This window comes from Nocardioides nitrophenolicus, from assembly GCF_016907515.1.
GTDB classification, from domain to species: Bacteria; Actinomycetota; Actinomycetes; order Propionibacteriales; family Nocardioidaceae; genus Nocardioides; species Nocardioides nitrophenolicus.
Map to the genome: position 1 here is coordinate 5125093 of NZ_JAFBBY010000001.1, position 25340 is coordinate 5150432.

Consider the following 25340-nt stretch of genomic DNA (forward strand, 5'->3'; position numbering starts at 1 on the left):
TGACGCCGGGTAGCCTGCGCGCGTGAAGCTCTCTCGGGTCCTCGCCGTGCTGTGCGCCGCCACGCTCGCGCCCCTCGCGCTGGCGGTGCCGCCGGCCCACGCCGACCAGCACTACTCCGGCGTCCTCGACTCCAGCGACCCGCCCGCGAGCGTGCCGCTGAGCTGGCCTGACTACGCCACTGACACCTGCGGTCCCGGGGACGGCAGCTACACCTCCCGGGTCGACAAGGTGTCCTTCGTGTCCACCACCGACGGTCCGCGTCGGTTCGTGCTGATCGCCCCGAGCGACCCTACGCCGCCCGTCTGGGTGTTCCGCAACGGCGTCTGCGTCGCTGCCGACTACGCCCCCGACGACGACTCCGACTGGGACCCGCCCATGAAGGTCGACGTCGACGGGGTCCAGATCGCCAAGGGCGACCGGGTCGACGTCTACATCGGCGACGAGATCAGCGAGTCCGCCGGCCGCACGACGCCGTGGACGCTCGACGTCCTCCAGCCCGGCTCCAACAACGGTCCCGGCACCGGCAAGGCGACGAAGTACGTCGCCCTGCCCGCTCAGGTCCTCTGCGGCACCGGCACGGCGCACGCGAAGCTCACCAAGAAGGGCAAGAGGCTCGCCCGCAGCGGCGTGCTCACCCAGCTCGTGTTCCGCGCCGGTGGCGTGAAGGTCGCCAAGGTCAAGGCCCGCGGGATGCGGAAGGCCGCCCGGAAGGGTGTGCTGCTGCGCGGCGTGCCCGCGAGCGCGACGTCGGTCGAGGTCGTGGTGAAGGTCAAGGGTGCCAAGAAGCGCCGGGCGAGCCGGGCCTACAGCTCCTGCTGAGGAGGTTCGCCGTTCGGCGGACAGCACGCACGGCAGGGCCTAGCGTCGGATCCCATGAAGACCCCCCACTTCCTGGCGGCGTTCGGCGCTGCCGTCCTGCTCCCGATGACGTTCGGCGTCTCAGCCGCCCACGCCGATGAGACCTTCAGCGGCACCGTCGAGGGCACCGACTCTTCGAAGATCTTCACTGAGCCGAAGGTCGCGACCGACCAGTGCGATCCCGCGGGCTCCGCCACTGGCTCTCCGGTGACCTACGACGCGGTGCAGTTCGTCTCCCAGTCGAACGGGCCGCGTCGCATCGTGCTGACCGGGTCCGTCGAGGGCATGTCCACGGTCGAGACCTTCGCCATCTACGCCTATCGCAACGGCGCGTGCGTCGCCGCCGACTACGCGAGCGAGGACGACACCGCGGAGCTCGCTGAGCTCGAGGCAGGGGTCCTCGACCTCGACAACGTCGCGTTCGCCGTCGGCGACCAGGTCAGGATCGAGGTGGTCTCCTTCGTTCAGCCCGCCGCCTGGAAGATCTCGGTCATGCAGCCCGGCACGTCGTCTGCGACCACACCCGCGTCCGGCAATGCCGGCAAGTACGTCGGGCTCGGCTACCAGATCGACTGCACCACCCACTCGACTCCCGTCGCCCTGACGAAGAAGCTGGCGAAGAAGGTCGACGACGTGAAGTGGGTCAAGGTCAAGGCCAATGGCGCGACCGTGAAGAAGCTGAAGGGCGCGAAGCTCGCTAAGGCCGCGAAGAAGGCCAAGAAGGGCGCGCCGTACGTCGTGGCGGGGATCCCGGCCGGGGCGACGCAGCTGAGCGTCGAGGTCAAGCTCGACAACGGCAAGAAGAAGACGCTGGCACGCACCTACAGCGCCTGCTGATCAGGTGAACGGCAGCGGCTCGGGTGACAGGCTGACCGCCCGCGCCCGGGCCGCTGTCATGCCGCGCCGGTGGTGCTGGCGGCACAGCACCTCGTAGGCGACCTCGATGTCGGCGTCGTCGGCCGCGGCGGGCGGGTGGCCGGCGTCCTCGACGTCGCCGACCACGATGACCTCGCCCTCGGTGACCATGACGCCGTTCTCGGTGCGGGCGTTGTGGGTGGCGCGCTTGCCGCACCAGCACAGCGCCTCGACCTGGAGCACCTCGGTGCGGTCGGCGAGCTCGACGAGGCGCGCGGAGCCGGGGAACAGGCGGGTGCGGAAGTCGGTGAGGATGCCGAAGCAGAACACGTCGATCTGCAGCTCGTCGACGACCTTGGCCAGCTGGTCGATCTGCGCGGCGGTGTAGAACTGCGCCTCGTCGCAGATGAGGTAGTCGATCCGGGCGCCCTGGGTGAGCGCGTCGACCGTGTAGCGCCAGAAGTCGAAGTCGGGAGCGACCTCCTCGGCGTCGGCGACCAGGCCCAGCCGCGACGAGACCATGGCGGTGCCGGCACGGTCGTGGCTGGTGAACAGCCGGCCCCGGCGGCCACGGGCGGCATGGTTGTGGTTGGTCTGCAGAGCGAGGGTCGACTTGCCGGCGTCCATCGTCCCGGTACGGAAGATCAGCTCGGCCACCGGCGCATCCTCTCACCCACCTTGGTGACAAAATGCAGCAGATCCCGTGAAGTCCTGCTGAATCGGCTGCGATCTCGCGAATTCAGGAGAACACTGGTCGAGTCCAGGAACAGGAAGCAGGTGGACAATGGGGGTCGCCGCCGGGCTCGGCGGACGCCGCGTGCGTCGAGCCATCACCATCCTCTCGGTGCTCGCGGCCATCGCCGTCGTCCTGACCACCACGGGAGTGGTCGGTGATCGCCGGCCCGCGCGCCCGACGCCGGACCGGGTGAGCGCCGCCACCGGTCCCGACAGCGTCGCGCCCGCGACGCCCGCCACCGCGCCGCCGGCGGTCGAGCCGGCGGCGGAGAGCGCGCCCGAGGTGGTGATCCGCAACGTCTCCACCGCCGGCGGCTACGACGACCGCCTGGCCGACGCGCCCGCGGCGGCCGTGGCGGCCTACCAGCGCGCGGCGACCGTCATCGACGCCGCCGCGCCCTGCAACCTCGACTGGCTGGTGCTGGCCGCCATCGGCAGGCTCGCCTCGAACCACGGCCAGGGCGCCACCCTCGACCACCGGATCTCGACCCGGGGCCGGGTCAAGCCGGCCCTGGTCGGCCGGGCCCTCAACGGCAAGGGCGGACGCAGCGAGGTCTCCGACACCGACGCCGGCGAGCTCGACGGCAACCCGCGCTGGGACGCGCCGCTCGGCCCGATGGGGCTGCTGCCGCAGACCTGGTCCCAGGTGGCCGTCGACGCCGACAGCGACGGCGAGCGCAATGTGCAGGACCTCGACGACGCCACGCTCGGCGCGGCGGTCCTGCTCTGTGCCAGCGGCAAGGACCTGTCCCGACCGAAGGCGTTGCGCAAGGCGCTCCACGGCTACGACGCCACCCCCCACTTCGCCCGCACGGTGAACCGCCTGGTGGCCGACTACCGCGCCCAGTCCGCGGAGCTGTCCGCCCTCGCGGCGGTGCCGGACGCCGTACCCGCCGACGTGGCGCCCGAGTGCTGCACCGAGGTGGTCACCGTGCTCGCCCGCACCCGCTCGGCGCTCGGGGTGGAGCCGATCCAGCCGGAGCCGACGGTTTCGGCGCCCGTGACGCCGGAGCCCACGCCCGAGCCCACGCCGGAGCCGACGCCCGATCCCACGCCGGAACCTACGCCGGAACCCACGCCCGAGCCCAGCCTGCCCACGGACCAGCCGACCGAGCAGCCGACCGAGGAGCTGCCGGGCGACGTCCCCGCGACGACCGAGCCGAGCGCCGAACCCACGCCGGAGGCGGGCCCGACTCTCTAGGGTGGGTCCGTGACGACGGACGCACTTCTCGGGACCAGCGACCTGCCGCACCAGCTGCCGCGGTTCGCCGACATCGACGACGACGACTACGCCCCGGCGATCGAGGCGGCCATGGCCGAGCAGCTCGCCGCGGTCGCCGCGATCAGCGACGACCCGGCGCCGCCGACCTTCGCCAACACCCTGGTCCCGCTCGAGCTGAGCGGGACGACGCTGGCCCGCGTGCTGCGGGTGTTCTGGAACAAGGCCGGCGCCGACGCCAACCCGGTGATCGACGGCGTGCGCGCGCGCTTCGCGCCCCGGCTCGCCGCCCACGGCGACGCGATCCTGCTCGACCCCGCGCTGTGGGCCCGGCTCCAGGCCGTCTACGACGACCGAGCGGGCCTCGACCCCGAGGCCGCCTACCTCGTCGAGCGCTATGTCACCGAGTTCCGACTCGCCGGCGCCGCCCTGGGCGACGACGACAAGGCCCGGCTCCGCGAGCTCAACGAGCGGATCTCCAGCCAGGAGACGGCCTTCGAGCTGGCCCTGCAGGCCGACAGCAACGACCTGGCCGTCGTCGTCGACGACGTCGCCGAGCTCGACGGACTCACCCCGGGCGAGATCTCGGCCGCCGCCGCGGCTGCCGTGGCGCGCGGCCTCGACGGGCGCCACCTGCTCACCCTGGTGCTGCCCACCGCGCACCCGCACCTCGCCTCGCTCACCGACCGCGACCTGCGCCGCAGGCTCTCCGAGGCCCAGCGCGGCCGCGGCAGCCGCGGCGGCGAGCACGACACCCGCGCCATCGCCCTCGACATCCTGCGGCTGCGCGCCCAGCGTGCCCGGCTGCTCGGCTTCGCCAACCACGCGGCGGCGGTCACGGCCGACAACACGGCCGGCACGCCCGAGGCGGTGCGCTCCCTCCTGGAGCGGCTCGCCGTACCCGCGGCCCGCAACGCGCGGGCCGAGCAGGACGCGATGTCCGAGCTCGCCGGCTTCCCGGTCGAGCCCTGGGACTGGCCGTTCTACGCCGAGCGGGTCCGCGGCGCCCGGTACGACGTCGACCTGGCCGCGCTGCGCCCGTGGCTCGAGGCCGAGCGGGTGCTGCGCGACGGCGTCTTCTTCGCGGCCGGCCGCCTCTACGGGCTGACCTTCGAGGAGCGGCCCGACCTGCCGGGCTACCACCCCGACGTGCGGGTCTTCGAGGTCAGCCGCGACGGGACCCCGATCGGCCTCTACCTGCTCGACCTCTACACCCGCGACACCAAGCGCGGCGGCGCCTGGATGAGCAGCTTCGTGACCCAGTCGGGCCTGCTCGGCGTCGACACCTCCGTCGTCGTCAACAACCTCAACGTGCCCAAGCCGGCCGCTGGGGAGGCGACGCTGCTGACCTGGGACGAGACCCGCACCCTGTTCCACGAGTTCGGCCACGCCCTGCACGGGCTGCTCGCCCGCGCGACGTACCCCAAGTTCGGCGGGACCGCGGTCTTCCGCGACTTCGTCGAGTACCCCTCGCAGGTCAACGAGATGTGGGTGCTGTGGCCCGAGGTCCTCGCCAGCTACGCCGTCCACCACGAGACGGGCGAGCCGATCCCGGCCGAGGTGGTCGAGCGGCTGCGCGCGGCCGAGACCTTCAACGAGGGCTTCGCGACGAGCGAGTACCTCGGCGCGGCGCTGATCGACCTGGCCTGGCACGAGCTCGGCCCCGACGAGGTGCCCACCTCGGTCGAGGAGGTCGCCGCCTTCGAGCGGCGCGCGCTCGCCGCGGCCGGGCTCGACAACCCGGCGGTGCCACCGCGCTATGCCACGCCGTACTTCGCCCACAGCTTCAGCTCCGGCTACGCCTCGGCCTACTACTCCTACATCTGGAGCGAGGTCCTCGACGCCGACACGGTGGCCTGGTTCCGCGACCACGGCGGGCTGACCCGGGAGAACGGCGAGACCTACCTGCGCCACGTGATCGGCATCGGCGGCACCCGCGACCCGCTGGAGTCGTACGCCGAGTGGCGGGGCCGGCCCGCGCCGATCGAGCCGTTGCTGGAACGGCGCGGGCTCGGCTGAGCCCTGTGGAGGACGTGCGCGTGGTCGCGCACGATGGCGGATGCTTCGGGGCGTGGTCCCCGACGACCGGCGAGCTGTCCCGTCGGCAGCTGCTCTGGCTCGGCGTGCTCCACGGTGGCCCGGAAGCCTTGGTCGGTGACCTGTCCGCGGCCGAGGTGGCCGGGCTGCGGAACTGGCATCGCGACGCCGTGACGATCCTCGTCCCGCACGGCTCCTCCGTCGGGGCTGGGCACCCGGGTGTGGTTTTCGTGCGGACGCGCCGGCCGCTGCGGGACTGGCGGCGGCGCGGCGGCGGACTGCCCGTGTGCCGCGTCGAGCCCGCGGTGCTGCGCTTCGCCTCGACCCGGCGGAACCCGCGGGTCGCGGAAGGTGTGCTGGCGGCGGTCGTCCAGCAAGGGCTGACGTCGCCGAGGCGGCTGGAGGAGTGGATCGGCCGCATGCAGCCGCTCCGTGGCGCCGACAGGTTCCGTCGCGCGCTGGTGGAGATCGGGGGTGGTGCGCAGTCGACCGCCGAGCTGGACGTGCGGCGGATGTGCCGTGCTGCCCGGCTGGCCGAGCCCATGCGTCAGGTGCGCCGACGCGACGCGGATGGACGGCTCCGGTTCACCGACTGCGCGGGAGCTGCGGGACGAGCCGGAGCGGGTCGCACGGGACCTGAGGCTGCTGGGTGTGCCCGCAGCCTGAGGTTGGGTGGGTGAGGGTGACTCCCAGGTCACTCTCACCGACCCAACTCGGTCAGAAGGTGTGCTCGGGCCCCGGGAAGGCGCCCGACTTCACCTCGGCGTCGTAGTCCTTGGCCGCGTCGAGGAGCACCGAGCGCAGGTCGGCGTACTGCTTGACGAAGCGGGGCAGCTTGCCGGTGCGCAGACCGAAGGCGTCCTGCCAGACCAGGACCTGGCCGTCGCAGCGGCTGCCGGCGCCGATGCCGATGGTCGGGATCTCGAGCTTGGCGGTGACCTCGGCGGCGACGTCGCCAGGGACCATCTCCATCACGACCGCGAAGGCGCCGGCCTCCTGGACGGCGAAGGCGTCGCGCAGGATCCGCTCGGCGGCGTCGCCACGGCCCTGGACCCGGTAGCCGCCGAGGGCGTGCTCGGACTGCGGGGTGAACCCGATGTGGGCCATGACCGGGATGCCGCCGCGGGTCATCCGCTCGATCTGCGGGGTCATCTCGACGCCGCCCTCGAGCTTCACGCAGTGGGCGCCGCCCTCCTTCATGAACCGGGCAGCGGTGAGGTAGCCCTGCTCCGGCGAGGCCTGGTAGGAGCCGAACGGCAGGTCGCCCACCACCAGGGCGCGCGACACGGAGCGGCTGACCGCGCGGGTCAGGGGGAGCAGCTCGTCGACCGTGACCGGGATCGAGGTGCTGTTGCCGAGGACGTTGTTGGACGCGCTGTCGCCGACGAGGAGGACCTCGATGCCGGCCTCGTCGAAGATCTGCGCGGTCAGCTGGTCGTAGCTGGTGAGCATCGAGAAGCGCTCGCCGCGCTGCTTGAGCTCTCGAAGGTGATGGGTGCGGATCCGCCTGATCGGTGCGGACCCGCCGTACGGGGCGGTCTCTTCGGGGGTGGTGCTGCTCATCGTCGAGCTCCGTTCCTGGTGACTCGCGGCCCGCGGGTGCGGGTCCACGTTCGTTGACGGGCACCCACGAGGCTAGTGCGGTACGACGGCCCGGCGCGCTGTGTGCTCCGTCACCCCGCGGCCCTCGGAGCGGCCGCGTCCGCCGCCGCCTCGAGCTCGGCGACCACGATCCGGCGCATGCCGAGCAGGGCCCGACTGACGGCCTCGGCCCGATCGGGGTCGGGATCGGCGAGCAGGTCGTGGAGCCGGGTCGGCACCACCTGCCAGGACAGCCCGAACCGGTCCTTGAGCCACCCGCACACCGACTCCTGGCCGCCGTCGGCGAGGGAGTCCCAGTAGTAGTCCACCTCGGACTGGTCCCGGCACACGATCGAGAAGGACACCGCCTCCGAGAACGCGAGCTCGGGGCCGCCGTTGACGCCGCGGAAGGTGAGCCCGTCGAGGGTGAACTCGCCGGCCACCGGTCCGAGATGGCTGATCGAGGAGTTCGGGAAGATCGCGGTGTAGAAGCGCGCCGCCTCCTCCAGCCGGTCGTCGAACCACAGGCAGGGCTGGATGTGGCTGGTCGCGAGGCTCATGCGGGTGCAGACCGGTGCCGGGCCGCCGACTCATCGGCGGGCGCGCGCGGCCCGCTTCCCTAGACTCGCCCCGTGGACTTCTACTCGGCCTATGCCCACGGGTTCGCGCGGGTCGCGGCGGTGACCCTGCCGGTCGCCATCGCGGACCCCGCGACCAATGCCGCGCGCACCTTGGAGCAGGCGCGCGTGCTCCACGACGACGCGGTGGCGGTGGCGGTGTTCCCGGAGCTCGGCCTGACCGGGTACGCCGTCGACGACCTGTTCCTGCAGGACACGCTGCTCGACGGGGTGCGCGAGGCGATCCTCGACCTGACGGTCGCCTCGGCGGACCTGCGCCCGGTGCTGGTCGTCGGGGCGCCCCTCGCGCACGGCAACCGGGTCTACAACTGCGCGGTGGTGATCCACGGCGGCCGGGTGCTCGGCGTGGCCCCGAAGTCCTACCTGCCGACCTACCGCGAGTTCTACGAGGCGCGCTGGTTCGCCGCGGGCGCGACCCGGAGTGCCGCCGAGAACGGCATCGAGCTCAACGGCGAGACGGTCCCGTTCGGCAACGACCTGATCTTCTCGGCCAGCGACGTGCGGGGCCTGCACCTGCACGTCGAGGTCTGCGAGGACATGTGGGTGCCCGTCCCGCCGAGCGCGACCGCGGCGCTCGCCGGGGCTACCGTGCTCGCCAACCTCTCGGGGAGCCCGATCACGATCGCGCGCGCCGAGGACCGCCACCTGCTGGCCCGCAGTGCCAGCGCGCGGTGCAATGCGGCCTACGTCTACGCGGCCGCGGGCCAGGGCGAGTCGACGACCGACCTGTCCTGGGACGGCCAGACCATGGTGTACGAGCTGGGCGACCTGCTCGGTCAGAGTGAGCGCTTCCCCGACGGGCCGCGGGCGACCGTGGTCGACGTCGACCTCGACCGGCTGCGCCAGGAGCGGATGCGGCAGGGCACCTTCGACGACAACCGGGTGGCCGAGGGCGTCGAGCCGGCGCAGTTCACCTGGGTGGAGTTCGAGCTGGAGCCGCCGGCCGGCGACATCGGGCTGCGGCGCGAGGTCGCGCGCTTCCCGTTCGTGCCCGACGACCCGGTGCGCCTCTACCAGGACTGCTACGAGGCCTACAACATCCAGGTCTCCGGCCTCGAGCAGCGACTCAGTGCCATCGGTCAGCCCAAGATCGTGATCGGGGTCAGCGGCGGGCTCGACTCCACCCATGCGCTGATCGTCGCGGCCAAGGCGATGGACCGGCTCGGGCGCCCGCGCAGCGACATCCACGCGTTCACGATGCCGGGCTTCGCCACCGGGGAGACCACGAAGTCCTACGCCACCCGCCTCTCCCAGGCGCTGGGCTGCACCTTCGAGGAGCTCGACATCAAGCCCGCGGCGCGGACCATGCTGGAGGGCCTCGGGCACCCGTTCGCCGACGGCGAGCCGGTCTACGACATCACCTTCGAGAACGTCCAGGCCGGACTGCGCACCGACTACCTGTTCCGCCTCGCCAACCACCGCGGCGGGATCGTGCTCGGCACGGGTGACCTGTCCGAGCTCGCGCTCGGCTGGTGCACCTACGGCGTCGGCGACCAGATGTCCCACTACAACGTCAACGCCGGCGTGCCCAAGACGCTGATCCAGCACCTCATCCGCTGGGTGATCGACACCGACCAGCTCCACGCGAAGAGTGACACGGACTACGACGACGAGGCCGCCTCCGTCAATGGGGTGCTCCAGGCGATCCTGGAGCAGGAGATCACCCCCGAGCTGATCCCCGGCGGCGAGCAGCGCACCGAGGACTCGGTCGGGCCGTACTCGCTGCAGGACTTCACGCTCTACCACGTGCTGCGCCGGGGCTACCGGCCGAGCAAGATCGCCTTCCTGGCCCACCACGCGTGGGGGAGCGGCGAGACGTCGTACGACCTGGCGACGATCCGGAGCTGGCTCGAGGTCTTCGTCCGGCGCTTCTTCAGCAGCCAGTTCAAGCGCTCGGCGCTGCCGAACGGGCCCAAGGTGAGCCCGGGCGGAACGATGTCACCGCGCGGCGACTGGCGGATGCCGTCGGACGCCAGCCCGGCCGCGTGGCTGGCGGAGATCGCGGCCGACGTGCCCACCGAGTGATGCACGGCTTCGCGGTCGAGGACCGGCGGACGCTGGCCGCCGTCGCCGACTGGATCGCCGACCGGCTCGCCCACCCGGAGCGGCTCACGGCGCCCTACGACGCGCCGGCGCGCCTGCCCGAGGTGGGTGGGGCGGGCATCGGGCTCGAGGCCACCTGGGCGGCGCTGCGCGACCAGGTCCTGCCGACCGCGTTCCCCACCGACCACCCGCGCTATCTCGCCTTCGTGGGCGGGGCGCCGACGCCGGCCGCCGTGCTCGCCGACGCCGCGCTGTCCGCGGCCTCGGTCTACGGCGGCAGCGAGCTGGAGGCGGGCGCGGCCGTCGCGGCCGAGCGCGCCGCGCTGCGCTGGCTGTGCGACCTCGCGGGCTACCCGGACCAGGCGCACGGCGCGTTCGTCAGCGGCGGCTCGATCGCCAACCTCAGCGCGCTGGTCGCGGCCCGGCACGCCCGGAGCGCCCACGGGACCCTCCCTCGCACCATCCTCGCCGGCGCCGGTGTGCACGCCTCGGTCGACGCGGCGGCGGCGATCATGGGCTGCGTCGTCGAGCGGGCAGGTGCGCCGGACGAGCCGCTGCGTGCCGCCGACCTGAAGCCGGTGCTCGACGCGCTCGACCCCCGCGACGTGGTCGCGGTCGTCGCGAGCGCCGGCGCGACCAACACCGGAGCGGTCGACGCGCTCGCGGAGATCGCCGATCTGTGCGCCGGGTACGGGCTGTGGCTGCACGTCGACGCGGCGTACGGCGGCGCGGCCCTGCTCGTCCCGGCCGAGCGCGCCGCCTTCGACGGCATCGAGCGGGCCGACTCGTTGACCATCGACCCCCACAAGTGGCTCTTCACGCCGTTCGACTGCGCCGCGGTGCTCTACCGGGAGCCGGAGCTCGCCCGCGCCGCGCACCGCCAGCGCGCGCCGTACCTCGAGTCGGCGTACGACGACGGCATGGACAACCCGGCCGACTACGCCGTCCACCTGACCCGTCGGGCGCGGGGGCTGCCGCTGTGGGCGTCGCTGGTCGCCCACGGCGCCGACGCCTACCGCCGGGCGGTCGAGTCCTGCCTCGCCACGGCGCGGTACGCCGCCGGACGGGTAGCTGCCAGCGCGGCGCTGGAGCTGGCGGCCGAGCCGGGACTCTCGGTGGTGCTCCTCCGCAGGCGCGGCTGGACGCGGGAGCGCTACGACGCGTGGTCGCGCGCGGCGCGTGCCGACGGCTTCGCGCTGGTGACGCCGACGACCGTCGACGGGGCCGTGGCGCTGCGCCTGTGCTTCGTGAACCCGCACACGACGCGGGCCGACGTCGACCGGGTCCTGGCGGCCCTGGAGGAGACGGGTTGACCGACTGAGGCAAGATGGTGCGGGAACCACTCAGGTGGGCGGGGGATGGGCCGACGGGAACCGTGGGCCAGTACTGGTCTGTCAGCCGACGAGGGAGCGCGAGAGCCGTGGGCCCCACATCCGATGCCGCGTCGCGCTCGTCCCGGGTAGCCGTGGCCGAGCGCGTGGTCGCGTACGCGTCGTGGGCCTGGCTGATCGTCGGCCTGGCCGCCAACCAGGTCGCGCAGTCCGCGATCCACGTCAACAGCCAGGCTGTCCTCCTGACGACGCTCACCATCTTCTTCCCCATGCTGCTGCTGCGCCTCGCCCTGGCGGCGTGGCTGTACCCCGAGCGCAGGCGCGGGTTGCTCCTGCTGCTGGCGGCGGTGCTCGCGTGGTCGCTGGGCTCGATGTCGGTCAACGCCGAGAGCGCGGTGACCCGGCCGCATTTCCCGGCGCCGGCCGAGTGGCTCTTCCTGGCCTCCTATCTCGGCATGGCCGGCTACCTGATGCTCGACGTGGACCGACGCCAGCAGCGCCAGACCCGCGGGTGGCTGGACATCGCGGTGATCTGCGGCGCGACCTCCTGTGTGGCCTCGCTGCTCCTCGTGACCCCGATCCAGCTGGCGTCGGGCCAGGAGGGCGTGCCCCTGCTCCTGGCGCTCATCTACCCGTTGGCCGACATGGTCCTGGCCCTGGCCGTCTTCGGTCAGTGGCTGCTGCAGGCGCGCAGCGACCGGCGCAAGAGCGTGATGCTCGTGATCGCCTTCACCCTGCTCGCCTGCGCCGACTCGGGGTTCGCGCTGCAGGCCTCGGCGCGCACCTACGACTTCGCCAACGCCAGCAACGCGCTGTGGGGAGGCGCCTTCGCGCTGCTGGTCGCGGCCGCCTGTCGGCCGCCTCAGTCGCTGATCAGGAAGGTGCCGAAGGCCGCGGGCACCGCTGTTCTCGTGAGCGCCGGCGTGGTGGCCACGGCGGTGCTGATGATCCGCCCTGACGAGTCGCTGGCCTACTACACCCTGCCGCCGGCGCTGCTCACCATGGTCACCGTGGCGTGGCGGATGGGGCTGGCGCTCAAGGACGCCAACCGGGCCACCGAGGCGTTCGCGCTGTCGCGGACCGACGACCTGACCAAGCTGCCGAACCGCCGGGCCGTGCGGGTCCGGCTCGAGGACGGACTGCAGGACCACAAGCCGCTCGCCCTGATGCTGCTCGACCTCGACGGGTTCAAGGAGATCAACGACGGGCTCGGCCACCACGTCGGCGACACGGTGCTGCGCCTGGTCGCGGTCCGGATGCGTGAGGCGGTCGACCCCCACCACATGGTGGCTCGGCTCGGCGGCGACGAGTTCGCGATCATCCTGGCTGCCGACGACGAGATCGAACTGCTCGAGATCGCCCACCAGGTCCTGCGCGACCTCGCGAAGCCGATCGCCGTCGAGGGCATCGAGATCTCCCCGTCCGGCTCGATCGGCATCACCGTCGCGCTCGCCGACGACCCCGACAGCGGCGAGATGCTGCGCCGCGCGGACGTCGCGATGTACCAGGCGAAGAACGCCGGCATGGGCGCGGCGCTGTACGACGCCGAGCTCGACGAGTTCTCCCGCTCGCGGCTGCAGCTGGCCGAGGAGCTGCGCAAGGGGATAGCCGACGGCCAGATCGAGGTCTGGTACCAGCCGCAGCTCGACGTCGCGACGATGCGGATCTCCGGTGTGGAGGCCTTGGTCCGCTGGCGGCACCCGGTCCAGGGCGTGATCAGCCCGGTCTCCTTCCTCCCGGCGGCGCGCCGGGCCGGACTGATGCCGACGCTGTCGGCGGTCGTCGCCCGGCAGGCCGTGCGCGACCACCACCGGCGCCTGCAGGCCGGCCTGGACCTGCGGGTCGCGGTCAACTGCGCGCCGACCGAGCTGCTCAGCCAGGCCTTCCTGCCGCAGCTCTACGCCGCGATGGACGAGAGTGGCGTCCCCGCCGAGGGCGTGGTGCTCGAGGTCACCGAGGACTCCTTCCTCGGGGACCCGCAGCACACCCGCGACGTGCTCCAGGACCTGCGCAGCCACGGCGTGCAGGTCTCGATCGACGACTACGGCACCGGCTTCTCCTCGCTGACCTACCTGCGCAACCTGCCGGTCCAGGAGCTCAAGATCGACCGCTCGCTGGTCCGCAATGTGTCGGCCGACAGCCGCAGCCGGATGATCGTCGCCTCCACCATCCAGCTGGCCCACGCGCTGGACATGCGCATCGTGGCCGAAGGAGTCGAGAACGCCGCCGATCTGGAGGTGCTGATCGAGATGGGGATCGACACCGTCCAGGGCTACCACCTGGCCAGCCCGATGCCGGCCGTGGAGATGGAGCGCTGGGTGCGCGACTGGACGCCGCAGGCCCTCACCCGCGCTCTGCACCTGTCGGCTGCCAAGATGGACCCGTGAACGCCGCCCCCCTCCGCTTCGTGCTCGACCCGCTCGGCGAGGAGCTGGCCGCGGCGCTCCGGTGCGAGGCCGATGTGTTCTTGGAGCGCTACGGCAACACCGCCGCCGAGTTCGAGGTCGAGTACGGCCCCTACCTTGACGCCACCGGGTTCATGACCGTGCTCGACGAGGACGACGAGGCGGTGGCGACGGCACGGTTCATCGAGTTCGGCCCGGCCGGGCTGAAGACCCTCAACGACCTCTCCCGTCCGCCGTGGGGTGTCGACGGCCTGCGCTCGGCGCGGGCGGCCGGCGTCGACCCCGAGCGCACCTGGGACATCGCGACCGTCGCGGTGCGCCCCGGCGCCGGCCGGGAGGGACTGTGCGCGGCCGCGCTCTACCACGGCATCGTGACCGCGGCCTTCGCCAACGACATCGAGTTCGTCGTGATGATCATGGACTCCTACCCACGGCAGCTGCTGACGGCGCTGGGCATGCAGACCCAGGTGCTCCCGGGCACCGTCACCGGGGAGTACCTCGGCTCCCCGAGCAGCACGCCGCTGTGGGCCAATCTGCACCGCATGTTCGAGCGCCAGCGCCACGAGGACCCCGACGCGTACCGCCTGATCTTCCAGGGCGCGGGGCTCGACGGCATCGCGCTGCCGACCGACTGGCGCCGGCGCGCGTCCTCGGACCGGTGAACCGCGCCCGACCCGGCTACACGGTGAGGTGGATGAGCGTCGGTCCGGGTGCGTCCAGCGCCGCGCCGACCAGGGCGCCGAGCTCGTCGACGCCCGCGGCCCGCACCCCGCGAGCCCCGAACGCGCGCGCCAACGCGGCGAAGTCGGGCGCGGTGAGGTCGACGGCCAGGGGCGGGATCGAGCGCTCCAGCATCTGCTCCCGGATCTCGGCGTAGCCGCCGTTGTCGACCACCACGACCGGCAGCGACAGGCCCAGCTCGACCGCGGTCATCAGCTCCTGCACGGTGAACATGACGGCGCCGTCGCCGACCACCGCGACCACCGCGCGCTCCGGGGCGGCCACCTTGGCGCCGATCGCGGCGGGCAGGCCGTAGCCGAGGGTGGCGTAGCCGGTGGGGTAGAGCAGCCGGTGCGCCGGCGTCATCGGCCAGTGGTGCACCGTGCCGTAGTAGGTCACCTGCGAGCTGTCGCCGGCCACGACCGCGTCCGGCGGCACCACCGCGCGCAGCTCGTGCTGGATCCGCGCCCACGGGCCGGCGTCGCGCTCGGCGCCCGCGAGCACCCGCGCGCGCAGGCCCGGATCCGGCTGCCGTACGACGCCCGCCGCGCGCAGCCGATCCGCCAGCGCGGCCAGGAACACGGCCGCGTCGCTGTGGACGGGCAGGTCCGCCGGCAGGTTCTTGTGCAGCTGACCGGGGTCGATGTCGACCCGGACGACCAGCCGCCCGGCCCCACCGGGCGCGACCACGCCGCCCCACAGGTCGGAGTCGCCGAGCTCGCTGCCGACGACGAGCAGCACGTCGGCCTCGTCGAGCACGGCGTGCGCCTCGGGCAACCGCACCGACGCGCCGAGCGCGCCGGGGTGCGCCTCGTCGACCACGCCCTTGCCGTTGACGGTCGTGAGCACCGGGATGCCGAGGTCGAGCAGGGCCGCCAGCTCGGTCGCGGCGCCGCGGGCGCCCCCGCCGGCGAGCAGCAGTGGCCGAGCGGCCGCCCCGAGCAGCCGGGCCACCCGGGCGACGGTCTCGACGGCCGGCCCGGGCGGCGGTCCGGGCGCCCGGACGGGACACGGCCGACGGCTCCACGATCCCTCGAGCACGTCGACCGGCACCTCGAGGTGGACCGGCCGCGGCCGCGTGGTGCGGAAGCCGTCGAACAGGTCCGCGAGCGCCTCGGGGATCTCGTCGGCGGACTCGACGCGGAGGCTGCGAGCGCACACCGAGCCGACGGTGGCCTGCTGGTCGCGCATCTCGTGCAGCCAGCCGATGTCGGCGCCGACGGTGCCCCGCACCGGGCCGGGGGAGACCGCGAGCACCGGCACCGAGTCGGCGTACGACGTCGCGAGGGCGGTCACCGCGTTGGTGATGCCGGGCCCGGAGGTGGTGACGAGGACGCCGGGGCGGCCGGAGGTGCGGGCGTAGCCGTCGGCGGCGTACCCGGCTCCCTGCTCGTGGCGCGGGAGCACGTGGCGGATGCCGGATCCGGCGAGGTGCCGGTAGATCTCCAGGCTGTGGGTGCCGGGGATGCCGAAGACGTCACGGACGCCCTGGGCGCGGAGCGCGTCGACGACCGCGGCGCCCCCGGTGGTCCGGTCGTGGTCCCGCAACACATTCGTCACGGGTCGACACTAGGCTGCGGCCATGGGTAAGCAAGAGGACTTCGTCCTGCGCGCTCTCGAGGAGCGAGACGTCCGGTTCGTGCGGCTGTGGTTCACCGACGTGCTGGGCTTCCTCAAGTCCGTGGCCGTGGCGCCGGCCGAGCTGGAGGGCGCCTTCTCCGAGGGCATCGGGTTCGACGGCTCGGCGATCGAGGGCTTCGCGCGGGTCTACGAGGCCGACATGCTGGCCCTGCCCGACCCGACCACCTTCCAGATCCTGCCCTGGCGCAGCACCGAGGGACCGGCCACGGCGCGGATGTTCTGCGACATCGTGATGCCCGACGGATCCGCGTCGTACGCCGACCCGCGCAACGTCCTCAAGCGGACCCTCGGCAAGGCGGCCGAGCAGGGGTTCACCTTCTACACCCATCCCGAGATCGAGTTCTACCTGTTCAAGGACGAGCCGCGCTCGGGCGACGAGCCGGTCCCGATCGACCGCAGCGGCTACTTCGACCACGCCGCCCACTCCCACGGCTCCGACTTCCGCCGCGAGGCGATCACCATGCTCGAGGCGATGGGCATCTCGGTGGAGTTCAGCCACCACGAGGGCGGCCCGGGCCAGCAGGAGATCGACCTGAGGTACGCCGACGCGCTGACCACCGCCGACAACATCATGACCTTCCGCACCGTCATCCGCGAGGTCGCGCTGAGCCAGGGGATCTGGGCGACCTTCATGCCCAAGCCGTTCACCACCCACCCGGGCTCGGGCATGCACACCCACCTCTCCCTGTTCGAGGGCGACCAGAACGCCTTCTACGAGGCGGGCGCGGAGTACCAGCTCTCCAGGACCGGGCGCCAGTTCATCGCCGGCATCCTGCGCCACGCCAGCGAGATCAGCGTGGTGACCAACCAGTGGGTCAACTCCTACAAGCGGATGATGTTCGGCGGCGAGGCGCCGTCGTACATCTGCTGGGGACACAACAACCGCTCCGCCATGGTCCGGGTGCCGATGTACAAGCCGATGAAGGGCCAGTCGACCCGGGTCGAGCTGCGCACCATCGACTCGGCCTGCAACCCCTATCTCGCCTACGCCGCCGTGCTGGCCGCGGGCCTGAAGGGCATCGAGAACGACTACGAGCTGCCGCGCGAGGCCGAGGACGACGTGTGGGCCCTCACCGAGCGTGAGCGGCGCAGCCTCGGCATCGAGCCGCTGCCCAAGAGCCTGCACGAGGCGATCGTGGTCGCCGAGCACTCCGAGCTGCTCGCCGAGACGCTGGGGGAGCAGGTCTTCGACTACTTCCTGCGCAACAAGCGCGCCGAGTGGGACGAGTACCGCGGGCAGGTCTCCGCCTTCGAGCGCGACCGGATGCTCCCGGTCCTGTAGGGACGGCAGCGTGAACCGGGCGTCGCAGCGCACCGAGCTGCTCCGGCTCGGCTTCGTCGACCTCGACCGGGCGGTCGCGCACCTCGACCAGCTCGGGCCGGGGGCCACCGACCTGCTCGCGCTGCTGGGCCGCACCGCCGACCCGGACGCCGCGCTCCACGGACTGGTCCGCCTCGCCGACGCCGCGGAGCCGGCCGGCGAGCGGGCCGAGCTGCTGCGGGCGGTCCGCGACGACGAGGGCACGGCGATGCGCCTGCTCTGCGTGCTCGGCGCCAGCGCGGCGCTCGCCGACCACCTGGCCGGCCATCCGGGGCAGTGGCGCGAGCTGGCCGACCCGTCGCTGGGCTCGACCCGACCCGCGGCCTGGGCGGTCCGTGCCGCGCTGATCGAGGCGGTGCGCGGCCGGCCCGACCGCGAGGCGGTCGACGCGCTGCGGGTGGAGTACCGCCGCCATCTGCTGCGGCTCGCGGCCCGCGACCTGACCCACCATCTCGGGGTCGACGACGCCGCGGCCGAGCTGGCCGACCTCGCCGCCGGGACCCTGGACGCCGCGCTGGTCGTGGCCCGGGAGCGGGTGGGGGAGCCCGCGGCCGGCGTACGGCTGGCGGTGGTGGCGATGGGCAAGTGCGGCGGCCACGAGCTCAACTACGTGTCCGACGTCGACGTGCTCTTCGTCCACGAGGGCGACGAGCGGGTCGCGGCCCGGCTGGCCGCGCAGCTGATGCAGGTCTGTGGTGACCACACCGCCGAGGGCACCATCTGGCCGGTGGACGCCGCGCTGCGGCCGGAGGGCAAGGCGGGTCCGCTGAGCCGGACCCTGGCCAGCCACCAGAGCTACTACGAGCGCTGGGCCGAGCCGTGGGAGTTCCAGGCGCTGCTCAAGGCGCGTCCGGTGGCGGGCGACCTGGAGCTGGGCCGGGAGTTCGTGGCGATGGTCGCGCCGATGGTGTGGTCCGCGGCGGACCGCGACGGCTTCGTCGACGCGGCGCGGGCGATGCGCCGCCGGGTCCTCGACCACATCCCGGCCCGGGAGGCCGAGCGCCAGCTCAAGCTCGGCGCGGGTGGGCTGCGCGACGTCGAGTTCGCGGTCCAGCTGCTCCAGCTGGTCCACGGCCGCGCCGACGAGTCGATCCGCCCGCCGACCACGCTGAGCGCGCTGGCCCGGCTCACCGAGGGCGGGTACGTCGGCCGCGAGGACGGCGAGGCGCTGCACCGGGCCTACGCCTTCCTGCGCCAGCTCGAGCACCGGATCCAGCTGCACCGGCTCCAGCGCACCCATGTGGTGCCCGCCGACGAGGCGGCGCTGCGCCGGCTCGGCCGCAGCCTCGGCTTCTTCAAGGAGTCGCAGAAGCAGCTCGAGGACACCTGGCAGGCGCACCGCCGCGAGGTCAGCCGGCTGCACCAGAAGATCTTCTACCGCCCGCTGCTCACCGCCGTCGCGCGGATCGGCTCCGACGAGGTGCGGCTGTCCTCGGAGGCCGCCGGCGCCCGCCTCGCCGCGCTCGGGTACGCCGACCCGCGGGCCGCGCTGCGCAACCTGGAGGCGCTGACCAGTGGCGTGAGCCGCACCGCCGCCATACAGCGCACCCTGCTGCCCGCCCTGCTGCAGTGGTTCGCCGAGTGTCCCGACCCCGACGGCGGCCTGTTCGGCTTCCGGCGGATCAGCGAGGCCCTCGGCCGCACCCCGTGGTACCTCTCCACGCTGCGCGACGAGGGCGAGGCCGCGGAGCGGCTGGCCCATCTGCTCGCCACCTCCCGCTACTGCACCGACCTGCTCGAGCGCGAGCCGGCCGGCGTGCGGCTGCTCGGCGGCGACCTGCACCCGCTCGGCTCCGCCGCGCTCACCGACGAGATGCTGGCGACGGGTCGGCGCCAGGAGGGCTTCGAGAAGGGCGTGCGCGCGGTGCGCGCCGTCCGCCGGCGCGAGCTGCTGCGGATCGCCGCCGGCGACGTGCTCGGGCTGATCGACGTCGCCGACGTCGGCTTCGCGCTCACCCGGCTCACCGACGCCACGCTCGAGGCCACGCTGCAGGGCGCGATCGAGTCGACCGCCCGGGCGCGAGGACTCGATCAGGCCCCGACCCGGCTCGCGGTCGTCGCGATGGGCCGCTACGGCGGCTTCGAGCTGTCCTACGGCAGCGACGCCGACGTGCTCTTCGTGCACGACCCGGTCGAGGGCGCGGACGCCCACGAGGCGACGACCTTCGCGCGCCTGGTCGCCGAGGAGGTACGCCGGGTGCTCGCCGTCCCCGGCCCGGACCCGGCGCTCGTCGTCGACGCCGACCTGCGCCCGGAGGGCCGGCAGGGTCCGCTGGTCCGCACCCTCGACGCGTATGCCGCCTACTACGCCAAGTGGTCCCACGTCTGGGAGGCCCAGGCGCTGCTGCGGGCCGACGCGGTCGTCGGCGACGCCGACCTGCGCGAGCGGTTCACCGCGCTCATCGACCCGCTGCGCTACCCGGCCGGTGGGCTCACCGACGACGACGTCCTCGAGGTGCGCCGGATCAAGGGCCGCGTCGACAAGGAGCGGCTCCCGCGCGGCGCCGATCCCGCGCTCCACCTCAAGCTCGGGCGCGGCGGGCTCGCCGACATCGAGTGGACGGTCCAGCTGCTGCAGCTGCGCCACGGCGCGCAGGTGCCCGGCCTGCGCACCACCCAGACCCTGGCCGCGTTGAGCGCCGCCGCCGAGGCCGAGCTGATCACCCACGACGACGCGCTCACCCTCGCCGCCTCCTGGCGGCTCGCCACCCGGGTCCGCAACGCGGTGCTGCTCGCCCGCGGCCGGGCCGGGGACGAGTTCCCGCGCGCGGTGCTGGAGCGTCGCGCCGTCGCGGGGATCCTCGGCTACCAGCTCACCGAGACCGACCGCCTGCTCGACGACTACCTGCGGGTGACCCGGCACGCGCACGCCGTGGTCGACCGGGTCTTCTGGGAGTGAACGGGCCCTCCCGGCGCAGAAGAGGCGCCGGGCCGCGACCTCTGGGGGGGTCGGTCGCGGCCCGACACCGCACATCATAGACACATCACCGGAACCTGTGGGGCAGAAGGGTGAGGTTGACCTGACACGTGTCCACATTTCCCGGGCGGAGTCGCCGGGCTCACGCTGTTCAGGTACCTGTGACGAGCAGTAGCGTCTGGCGTACCGACTCCGGAGGTACGCCATGCTCCCGTTCGCTGCTCCCCCCTCGCCGCCGGCCGGCGGCGCCGCGCTCGACCAGGTCCTCATCGCGGCGGGCGCCTTCGCCGCGATCTACGTCCCGCTCGGGATCTTCCTGCTGCGCGAGCGCGAGGGCAGACCGACCCTGCTGGGACGCCTCGCGGACCGGGTCGCCGCGCTCGACGGGCTGCCGCGCTGGGCCGGACTGCCGGGCTACCTCGCGCTCGTCTCGCTGATCGCGTGTGCCTTCGGCGTCTACTGGGACGTGCCGATCCACATGCAGAACGGCCGCGACGAGGGGCCGCTGGCCAACCCGTCGCACTTCCCGATCATGTTCGGGATCTTCGGCTTCCTGGCCTCGGGCGTGATCTCGGCGGGCCTCGCGAAGGACCCGCTCCCACGGCGTACGGCCCGGCTCACGCCGCGGTGGCGGGTCCCGATGGGCACCCTGGTGCTGCTCGGGGCCGGGCTGATCGCGGCGGCGGGCTTCCCGGCCGACGACGTGTGGCACCGGCTCTTCGGCCAGGACGTGACCGAGTGGGGACCGACCCACGTGATGATGATCGGCGGCGCGGTCACCTGCGTGCTGGCGCTGCCGCTGCTGTACGCCGAGGCGGCCCAGGTCGGCCGGCCGCCCCTGCGGGGCAAGGCGACCCGGCTGGTGATGACCGTCGTGCTCGGACTGTGCATCATCCCGGTGGCCTTCCTGATGGAGTTCGACCTCGGCGTCCCCCAGTTCCCGGCGACCACGCTGTTCGTCATCTCCGGCTTCCTGACCGGCTGGATCTTCGTCGCGGGCCGGATCTTCCTGGGCCGCGGCGGCGCGCTGGTGACCTGGGCGACCTACCTCGGCATCCGGGTGCTGATCTATGCGATCACCCTGCCGATCCCCGACATCCACCGCGCGCACTGGCTGCTGTTCCTCGGCTCCGCGCTGCTCGTCGAGCTGCTCGCCCTGGCCTGGCGCGACCGTGGCCCGGCCTTCGCCGGGGTCGCGGGTCTGCTCGCGGGGACGCTCGGCCTGGCGACCGAGTGGTGGTGGATGGACCTGTTCCTGCCGTACCCGCTGCCGCCCGACGCCGGCCAGATGCCGCTGATGCTGGCGGTCGGCGGCGTCGCGGGCGTGGGCGGCGGACTGCTCGGCTGGTCGTTCGCGCGCCATGTCGAGCGGATCGGCGGCTTCGGGCCGAGCGCCGAGTCGGCCGGTGTGGCGCCCGCGTCGGGCCGCTGGGTCGGCACCGCCGGCACCCTGGTGTTCCTCGTGCTGATGGCGCTGCTCGCGGCCCCGGCCGGCGCCGGGGAGGTCGAGGTGGTCAAGCAGTGCGAGGGCGAGGAGTGCCGCACGACCTACCAGCCGGTCGACGGCACGGGGGTGATCATGGGCCACGTGTCCTACGACGACGACTGCGTCGGCGCCCAGGGCTGCACCACCGTGGTGACGGTGCGCGCCGACCCCGACCGGGTCGACGACGCGATCTGGTTCTCGGCGCTGGCCTACCAGGGCCGCAAGGAGCCCGAGTCGCAGCGGCTCGGCGACGGCGTGCTCAGCGTCGCGATGGAGCCGACGGGCCGCGCGGGGGAGTACCGCAGCGCCGAGCCGCTGCCGCTCTACGGCCGCTGGAAGGTGCTGGTCCGGCTGCACCTGCCGCTGCGCACCCTGGTCTCGATCCCCGTGCACATGCCGGCCGACCCGGCGATCACCGGCCCCGGCGCCGGCCTGGTCCAGGTGGATGACGGCACCGACGTCGCCTTCGTCCACGAGCCGTTCATGCTCCAGCGCGAGCGCAAGCCGGACGTGCCGGTGTGGCTGTGGACCACGATGTACGCCGTGGTGATCGCCTCGTGGCTCGCCCTGCTGGCCTTCTACGGCTGGCTGTTCGCCGCGGCGGCGGGAGCGGCCGGCGTACCGGCGCGACGGGAGGCGACGCCGGCTCCTTGAACCGGACGGCCTGTGGTTTGCTTAGGTTATGCAAACCTCAGTCGTCCTGCGACGGCCTGTCGTCGTCGGCGCGGCGGCGCTGCTCGTGCTGGTCGCGGTCGCGCTCAGCCTGGCGCTGGGGGTGCGCGGAGTGGCCCTGCACGACACCTGGCGGGCGCTGGTCGACCCGGTCGCGGGCAATGTCGACCACGACGTGATCCGCGGGCAGCGGGTGCCGCGCACGATCATCGGGGTGCTGGCCGGCGCCGCGCTCGGCCTGGCCGGCGGGCTGGCCCAGGCGATCACCCGCAACCCGCTCGCCGACCCCGGCCTGCTCGGCCTGAACGCCGGCGCCTCGCTCGGCATCGTCGTGGCGGCCACCGCGTTCGGCGTGCTGAGCCCGCTCGGCACCGTGTGGTTCGGCTTCGCCGGCGCCGCGCTGGCGGCCGTCGTGGTGTTCGCGATCGGGCACGGCCGTCCGGTCCAGCTCGCGCTCGCGGGGGCGACCGTCACCGCGCTGCTCACCCCGATCTCCACCCTGCTGCTGTTCCGCGACGTCGACGCCTTCAACGTGCTGCGCTTCTGGTCCGTCGGCGCGCTGACCGGTCGCGACGTCGACGCCGTCTCCGCCCTCTGGCCGTTCCTCGTGGTCGGCGCGGGCCTCGCGCTCGTCGTCGCCCACCGGCTCAACGGCCTCGCGCTCGGCGACGACGTCGCGACCGCGCTGGGCCAGAGCGTGACCACCACCCGGCTGCTGGCGGGCACGGCCGTCGTCCTGCTCGCCGGCACCGCCACCGCGCTGGCCGGCCCGATCGCGCTGGTCGGCCTCGTGGTGCCCCACGCGGCGCGCCGGCTGGTCGGCACCGACCACCGCTGGCTGATCCCGCTCTGCGCGCTGCTCGGGCCGGTGCTGCTCGTGGCCGCCGACATCATCGGCCGCCTGGTCCGCCAGGACGAGCTCGAGGCCGGCGTGGTGGCCGCGCTGATCGGTGCGCCGGTCCTGGTGGCGGTGGCCCGCGGGCGACGGGTGGCGGGTCTGTGACCGCGCTGGCCACCGCGCCCGTCAGCCGGCTGCGTCGTCGTCAGCGCACCCGGGCCGGCGCGGTCGTGCTCGTCGGCATGCTCGCCTGCCTGGTGCTGGTCCTGGTCAGCCTCGGCATGGGCGTGGCCGGCGTACCCCCGGACCGGGCGCTGCCCGCGATCTTCGGCGTGGGCGACCGCTTCGACCTGCTCGTCGTCCAGAAGCTCCAGCTCCCGCGCTCGCTCGCGGCGATCCTGGCGGGCATCGCGTTCGGCCTCGCCGGGGCGCTGTTCCAATACACGCTGCGCAACAGCCTCGCCAGCCCCGACCTGCTCGGCATCTCCGGCGGCGCCTCCCTCGGCGCGATCACCGCGATCCTCGGGTACGGCGCCACCGGGCTCGCCATCACCGGCTCGGCCCTCCTCGGCGGGCTCGCCACCGCCACCGCGATCTGGCTGCTGGCGTGGCGCGGGGGACTGCACGGCCTGCGCTTCGTGCTGGTCGGGGTCGGCATCTCCTATGTCTGCGCGTCGCTGATCTCGTGGCGGCTCGCGGAGGCGGACCTGCGCGAGGGAGGCACCGTGCTGCTGTGGACGGTCGGCAGCGTCGCCGACATCCGCGACGGCATGCTCGCCCTGCTGGCGATCGGGGTCGGGCTGCTCGCGGTGCTGGCGCTGCTCGTCGGCCGCTGGCTGCGTCCGCTCGCGCTGGGCGACGACCACGCGCACGGTCTCGGCGTCGCACCGGACCGGGCCCGGCTGCTCGCGCTCCTGGTCGGCGTCGGCCTGGTCGCCCTGGCCACCGCCGTGGCCGGACCGATCGCGTTCGTCGCGCTGGTCGCGCCCGCGATCGCGCGCCGGCTGGTCGACGACGGCGGTCCCGCGCTGCCGGCCGCGGCCGCCGTGGGCGCCCTGCTCACCCTCGGCTCCGACGTCCTGGGCCAGGCCGCGCCCTTCGGCTTCTCCGCACCCGTTGGCGTGGTCACCGGCCTGGTCGGGGCGCCGTACCTCCTGTGGCTGCTCGCCCGCAGCGAACGAAAGGCAACGTCATGAGCACCGCGATCACCGCGACCGGACTCACCCTCGGCTACCGCGGCCGCACGGTCATCGAGGGCCTCGACCTGAGCCTGCCGCCCGGCAAGGTGACCGCGATCGTCGGGCCCAACGCGTGCGGCAAGTCCACGCTGCTGCGCGGCCTGGCCCGGCTGCATCCGCACACCGCCGGCTCGGTCACCGTGGACGGCACCGACATCGGCCGGCTCTCGCGCAAGCAGCTGGCCCGGCTGATCGGCGTACTGCCCCAGAGCTCGATCGCCCCCGACGGCGTCCGGGTCGCCGAGCTGGTCGGTCGCGGCCGGTTCCCGCACCAGGGCTGGTTCGGCCGGCACAGCAGCGACGACGACGCCGTGGTGATGCGCTCGCTCGCCGCGACCGGCACCGCCGAGCTCGCCGAGCGGCGGCTCGAGGAGCTCTCCGGCGGCCAGCGGCAGCGGGTGTGGATCGCGATGGTGCTCGCGCAGGAGACCGACGCGGTGCTGCTCGACGAGCCGACGACCTATCTCGACGTCACCCACCAGCTCGAGCTGCTCGACCTGCTCGCCGATCTGAACGAGGAGCGGGGCACCACCGTGGTGATGGTGCTGCACGAGCTCAACCACGCGGCGCGGTACGCCGATCACATGGTGGTGATGTCCGCGGGCCGGGTGGTCGCGCAGGGCCCGCCGGCCGAGGTGCTGACCGTCGACTCGGTCCGCGACGCCTTCGGTCTGGAGGCCGAGGTGATCCCGGACCCGGTGACGGGCGGGCCGCTCGTCGTCCCCCGAGGCCGTCCGCGGGCGGGGGCCGTGCTCACCCGCCGGTAACGAGGCATTAGGGTAGGCTCACCTAATCCCGAGAACG

The 25340-nt window shown here is 73.4% G+C and carries 19 protein-coding genes; 15 read left to right on the forward strand and 4 right to left on the reverse strand.

Annotation, left to right across the window (positions count from 1 at the left end; translation table 11 throughout):
* The first annotated feature begins 22 nt into the window (after nt 1-22).
* Both JOD66_RS24670 and JOD66_RS24675 read left to right on the forward strand, forming a co-directional pair.
* Nucleotides 23-820, forward strand: a complete 798-nt coding sequence (locus JOD66_RS24670) for a hypothetical protein (RefSeq protein ID WP_204839427.1) — start codon at nt 23-25, stop codon at nt 818-820.
* Nucleotides 821-874: 54 nt separating this feature from the next.
* Entirely contained in the window at nt 875-1696 is an 822-nt protein-coding gene (locus JOD66_RS24675) for a hypothetical protein (protein WP_204839428.1), read from the forward strand.
* Here the strand turns inward: JOD66_RS24675 and JOD66_RS24680 are convergent, their stop codons facing one another.
* Nucleotides 1697-2371, reverse strand: coding sequence for a thymidine kinase (locus tag JOD66_RS24680; RefSeq protein ID WP_204839429.1), 675 nt, complete (start codon nt 2369-2371; stop codon nt 1697-1699).
* 160 nt (nt 2372-2531) lie between these two features.
* Between JOD66_RS24680 and JOD66_RS24685 the strand changes: the two genes are divergently transcribed.
* From JOD66_RS24685 to JOD66_RS24695, 3 genes are read left to right on the forward strand one after another with little or no spacing between them, the layout of a single operon-like run.
* Nucleotides 2532-3650 carry a lysozyme family protein gene (locus tag JOD66_RS24685; RefSeq protein ID WP_204839430.1) on the forward strand — a complete coding sequence of 373 codons (1119 nt, stop codon included), beginning with the start codon at nt 2532-2534 and terminating at the stop codon, nt 3648-3650.
* A gap of 9 nt (nt 3651-3659) precedes the next feature.
* Complete coding sequence (locus tag JOD66_RS24690; RefSeq protein WP_204839431.1) at nt 3660-5687, forward strand: M3 family metallopeptidase; 2028 nt, start codon at nt 3660-3662, stop codon at nt 5685-5687.
* A 5-nt stretch (nt 5688-5692) separates the two neighbouring features.
* Nucleotides 5693-6385 (forward strand): hypothetical protein, encoded by a 693-nt coding sequence (locus JOD66_RS24695; protein ID WP_204839432.1) that lies wholly within the window; start codon nt 5693-5695, stop codon nt 6383-6385.
* Between the two features lie 37 nt (nt 6386-6422).
* On the opposite strand, the gene panB is transcribed toward JOD66_RS24695, so the two are convergent.
* The gene (panB, locus tag JOD66_RS24700) at nt 6423-7268 is read right to left on the reverse strand and encodes a 3-methyl-2-oxobutanoate hydroxymethyltransferase (RefSeq protein ID WP_204839433.1); all 846 of its coding nucleotides are present in this window, start codon (nt 7266-7268) and stop codon (nt 6423-6425) included.
* A gap of 110 nt (nt 7269-7378) precedes the next feature.
* On the reverse strand, nt 7379-7846 hold the full coding sequence (locus JOD66_RS24705) for a VOC family protein (protein WP_204839434.1): 468 nt from the start codon (nt 7844-7846) through the stop codon (nt 7379-7381).
* A 72-nt stretch (nt 7847-7918) separates the two neighbouring features.
* On the opposite strand from JOD66_RS24705, the gene JOD66_RS24710 reads away from it, so the two are divergent.
* The 4 genes from JOD66_RS24710 (at nt 7919) to JOD66_RS24725 (ending at nt 14365) form a co-directional block, all read left to right on the forward strand.
* The gene (locus tag JOD66_RS24710; RefSeq protein ID WP_204839435.1) at nt 7919-9949 is read left to right on the forward strand and encodes an NAD(+) synthase; all 2031 of its coding nucleotides are present in this window, start codon (nt 7919-7921) and stop codon (nt 9947-9949) included.
* Nucleotides 9949-11280 (forward strand): pyridoxal phosphate-dependent decarboxylase family protein, encoded by a 1332-nt coding sequence (locus tag JOD66_RS24715; RefSeq protein ID WP_204839436.1) that lies wholly within the window; start codon nt 9949-9951, stop codon nt 11278-11280. The genes JOD66_RS24710 and JOD66_RS24715 overlap by 1 nt, the downstream gene beginning before the upstream one ends.
* A 152-nt stretch (nt 11281-11432) precedes the next feature.
* Entirely contained in the window at nt 11433-13685 is a 2253-nt protein-coding gene (locus JOD66_RS29680) for a putative bifunctional diguanylate cyclase/phosphodiesterase (protein WP_204839437.1), read from the forward strand.
* Nucleotides 13682-14365, forward strand: coding sequence for a hypothetical protein (locus JOD66_RS24725; RefSeq protein WP_204839438.1), 684 nt, complete (start codon nt 13682-13684; stop codon nt 14363-14365). The genes JOD66_RS29680 and JOD66_RS24725 overlap by 4 nt, the downstream gene beginning before the upstream one ends.
* A gap of 16 nt (nt 14366-14381) precedes the next feature.
* On the opposite strand, the gene JOD66_RS24730 is transcribed toward JOD66_RS24725, so the two are convergent.
* Nucleotides 14382-15983 carry a thiamine pyrophosphate-binding protein gene (locus JOD66_RS24730; protein ID WP_307823703.1) on the reverse strand — a complete coding sequence of 534 codons (1602 nt, stop codon included), beginning with the start codon at nt 15981-15983 and terminating at the stop codon, nt 14382-14384.
* Nucleotides 15984-16005: 22 nt separating this feature from the next.
* On the opposite strand from JOD66_RS24730, the gene JOD66_RS24735 reads away from it, so the two are divergent.
* The 6 genes from JOD66_RS24735 (at nt 16006) to JOD66_RS24760 (ending at nt 25303) form a co-directional block, all read left to right on the forward strand.
* Complete coding sequence (locus tag JOD66_RS24735; RefSeq protein ID WP_204839439.1) at nt 16006-17346, forward strand: glutamine synthetase family protein; 1341 nt, start codon at nt 16006-16008, stop codon at nt 17344-17346.
* A 10-nt stretch (nt 17347-17356) separates the two neighbouring features.
* Nucleotides 17357-20284 carry a bifunctional [glutamine synthetase] adenylyltransferase/[glutamine synthetase]-adenylyl-L-tyrosine phosphorylase gene (locus JOD66_RS24740; protein WP_204839440.1) on the forward strand — a complete coding sequence of 976 codons (2928 nt, stop codon included), beginning with the start codon at nt 17357-17359 and terminating at the stop codon, nt 20282-20284.
* A 223-nt stretch (nt 20285-20507) separates the two neighbouring features.
* Nucleotides 20508-22442: a hypothetical protein gene (locus JOD66_RS24745; protein WP_204839441.1), complete on the forward strand. Its 1935-nt coding sequence runs from the start codon at nt 20508-20510 to the stop codon at nt 22440-22442.
* Nucleotides 22443-22470: 28 nt separating this feature from the next.
* Nucleotides 22471-23463 (forward strand): FecCD family ABC transporter permease, encoded by a 993-nt coding sequence (locus tag JOD66_RS24750; RefSeq protein ID WP_204839442.1) that lies wholly within the window; start codon nt 22471-22473, stop codon nt 23461-23463.
* Nucleotides 23460-24494 carry a FecCD family ABC transporter permease gene (locus JOD66_RS24755; protein WP_204839443.1) on the forward strand — a complete coding sequence of 345 codons (1035 nt, stop codon included), beginning with the start codon at nt 23460-23462 and terminating at the stop codon, nt 24492-24494. Before JOD66_RS24750 ends, JOD66_RS24755 begins: the two co-directional genes overlap by 4 nt.
* Nucleotides 24491-25303, forward strand: a complete 813-nt coding sequence (locus tag JOD66_RS24760; RefSeq protein ID WP_204839444.1) for an ABC transporter ATP-binding protein — start codon at nt 24491-24493, stop codon at nt 25301-25303. Before JOD66_RS24755 ends, JOD66_RS24760 begins: the two co-directional genes overlap by 4 nt.
* Nucleotides 25304-25340 lie beyond the last annotated feature (37 nt).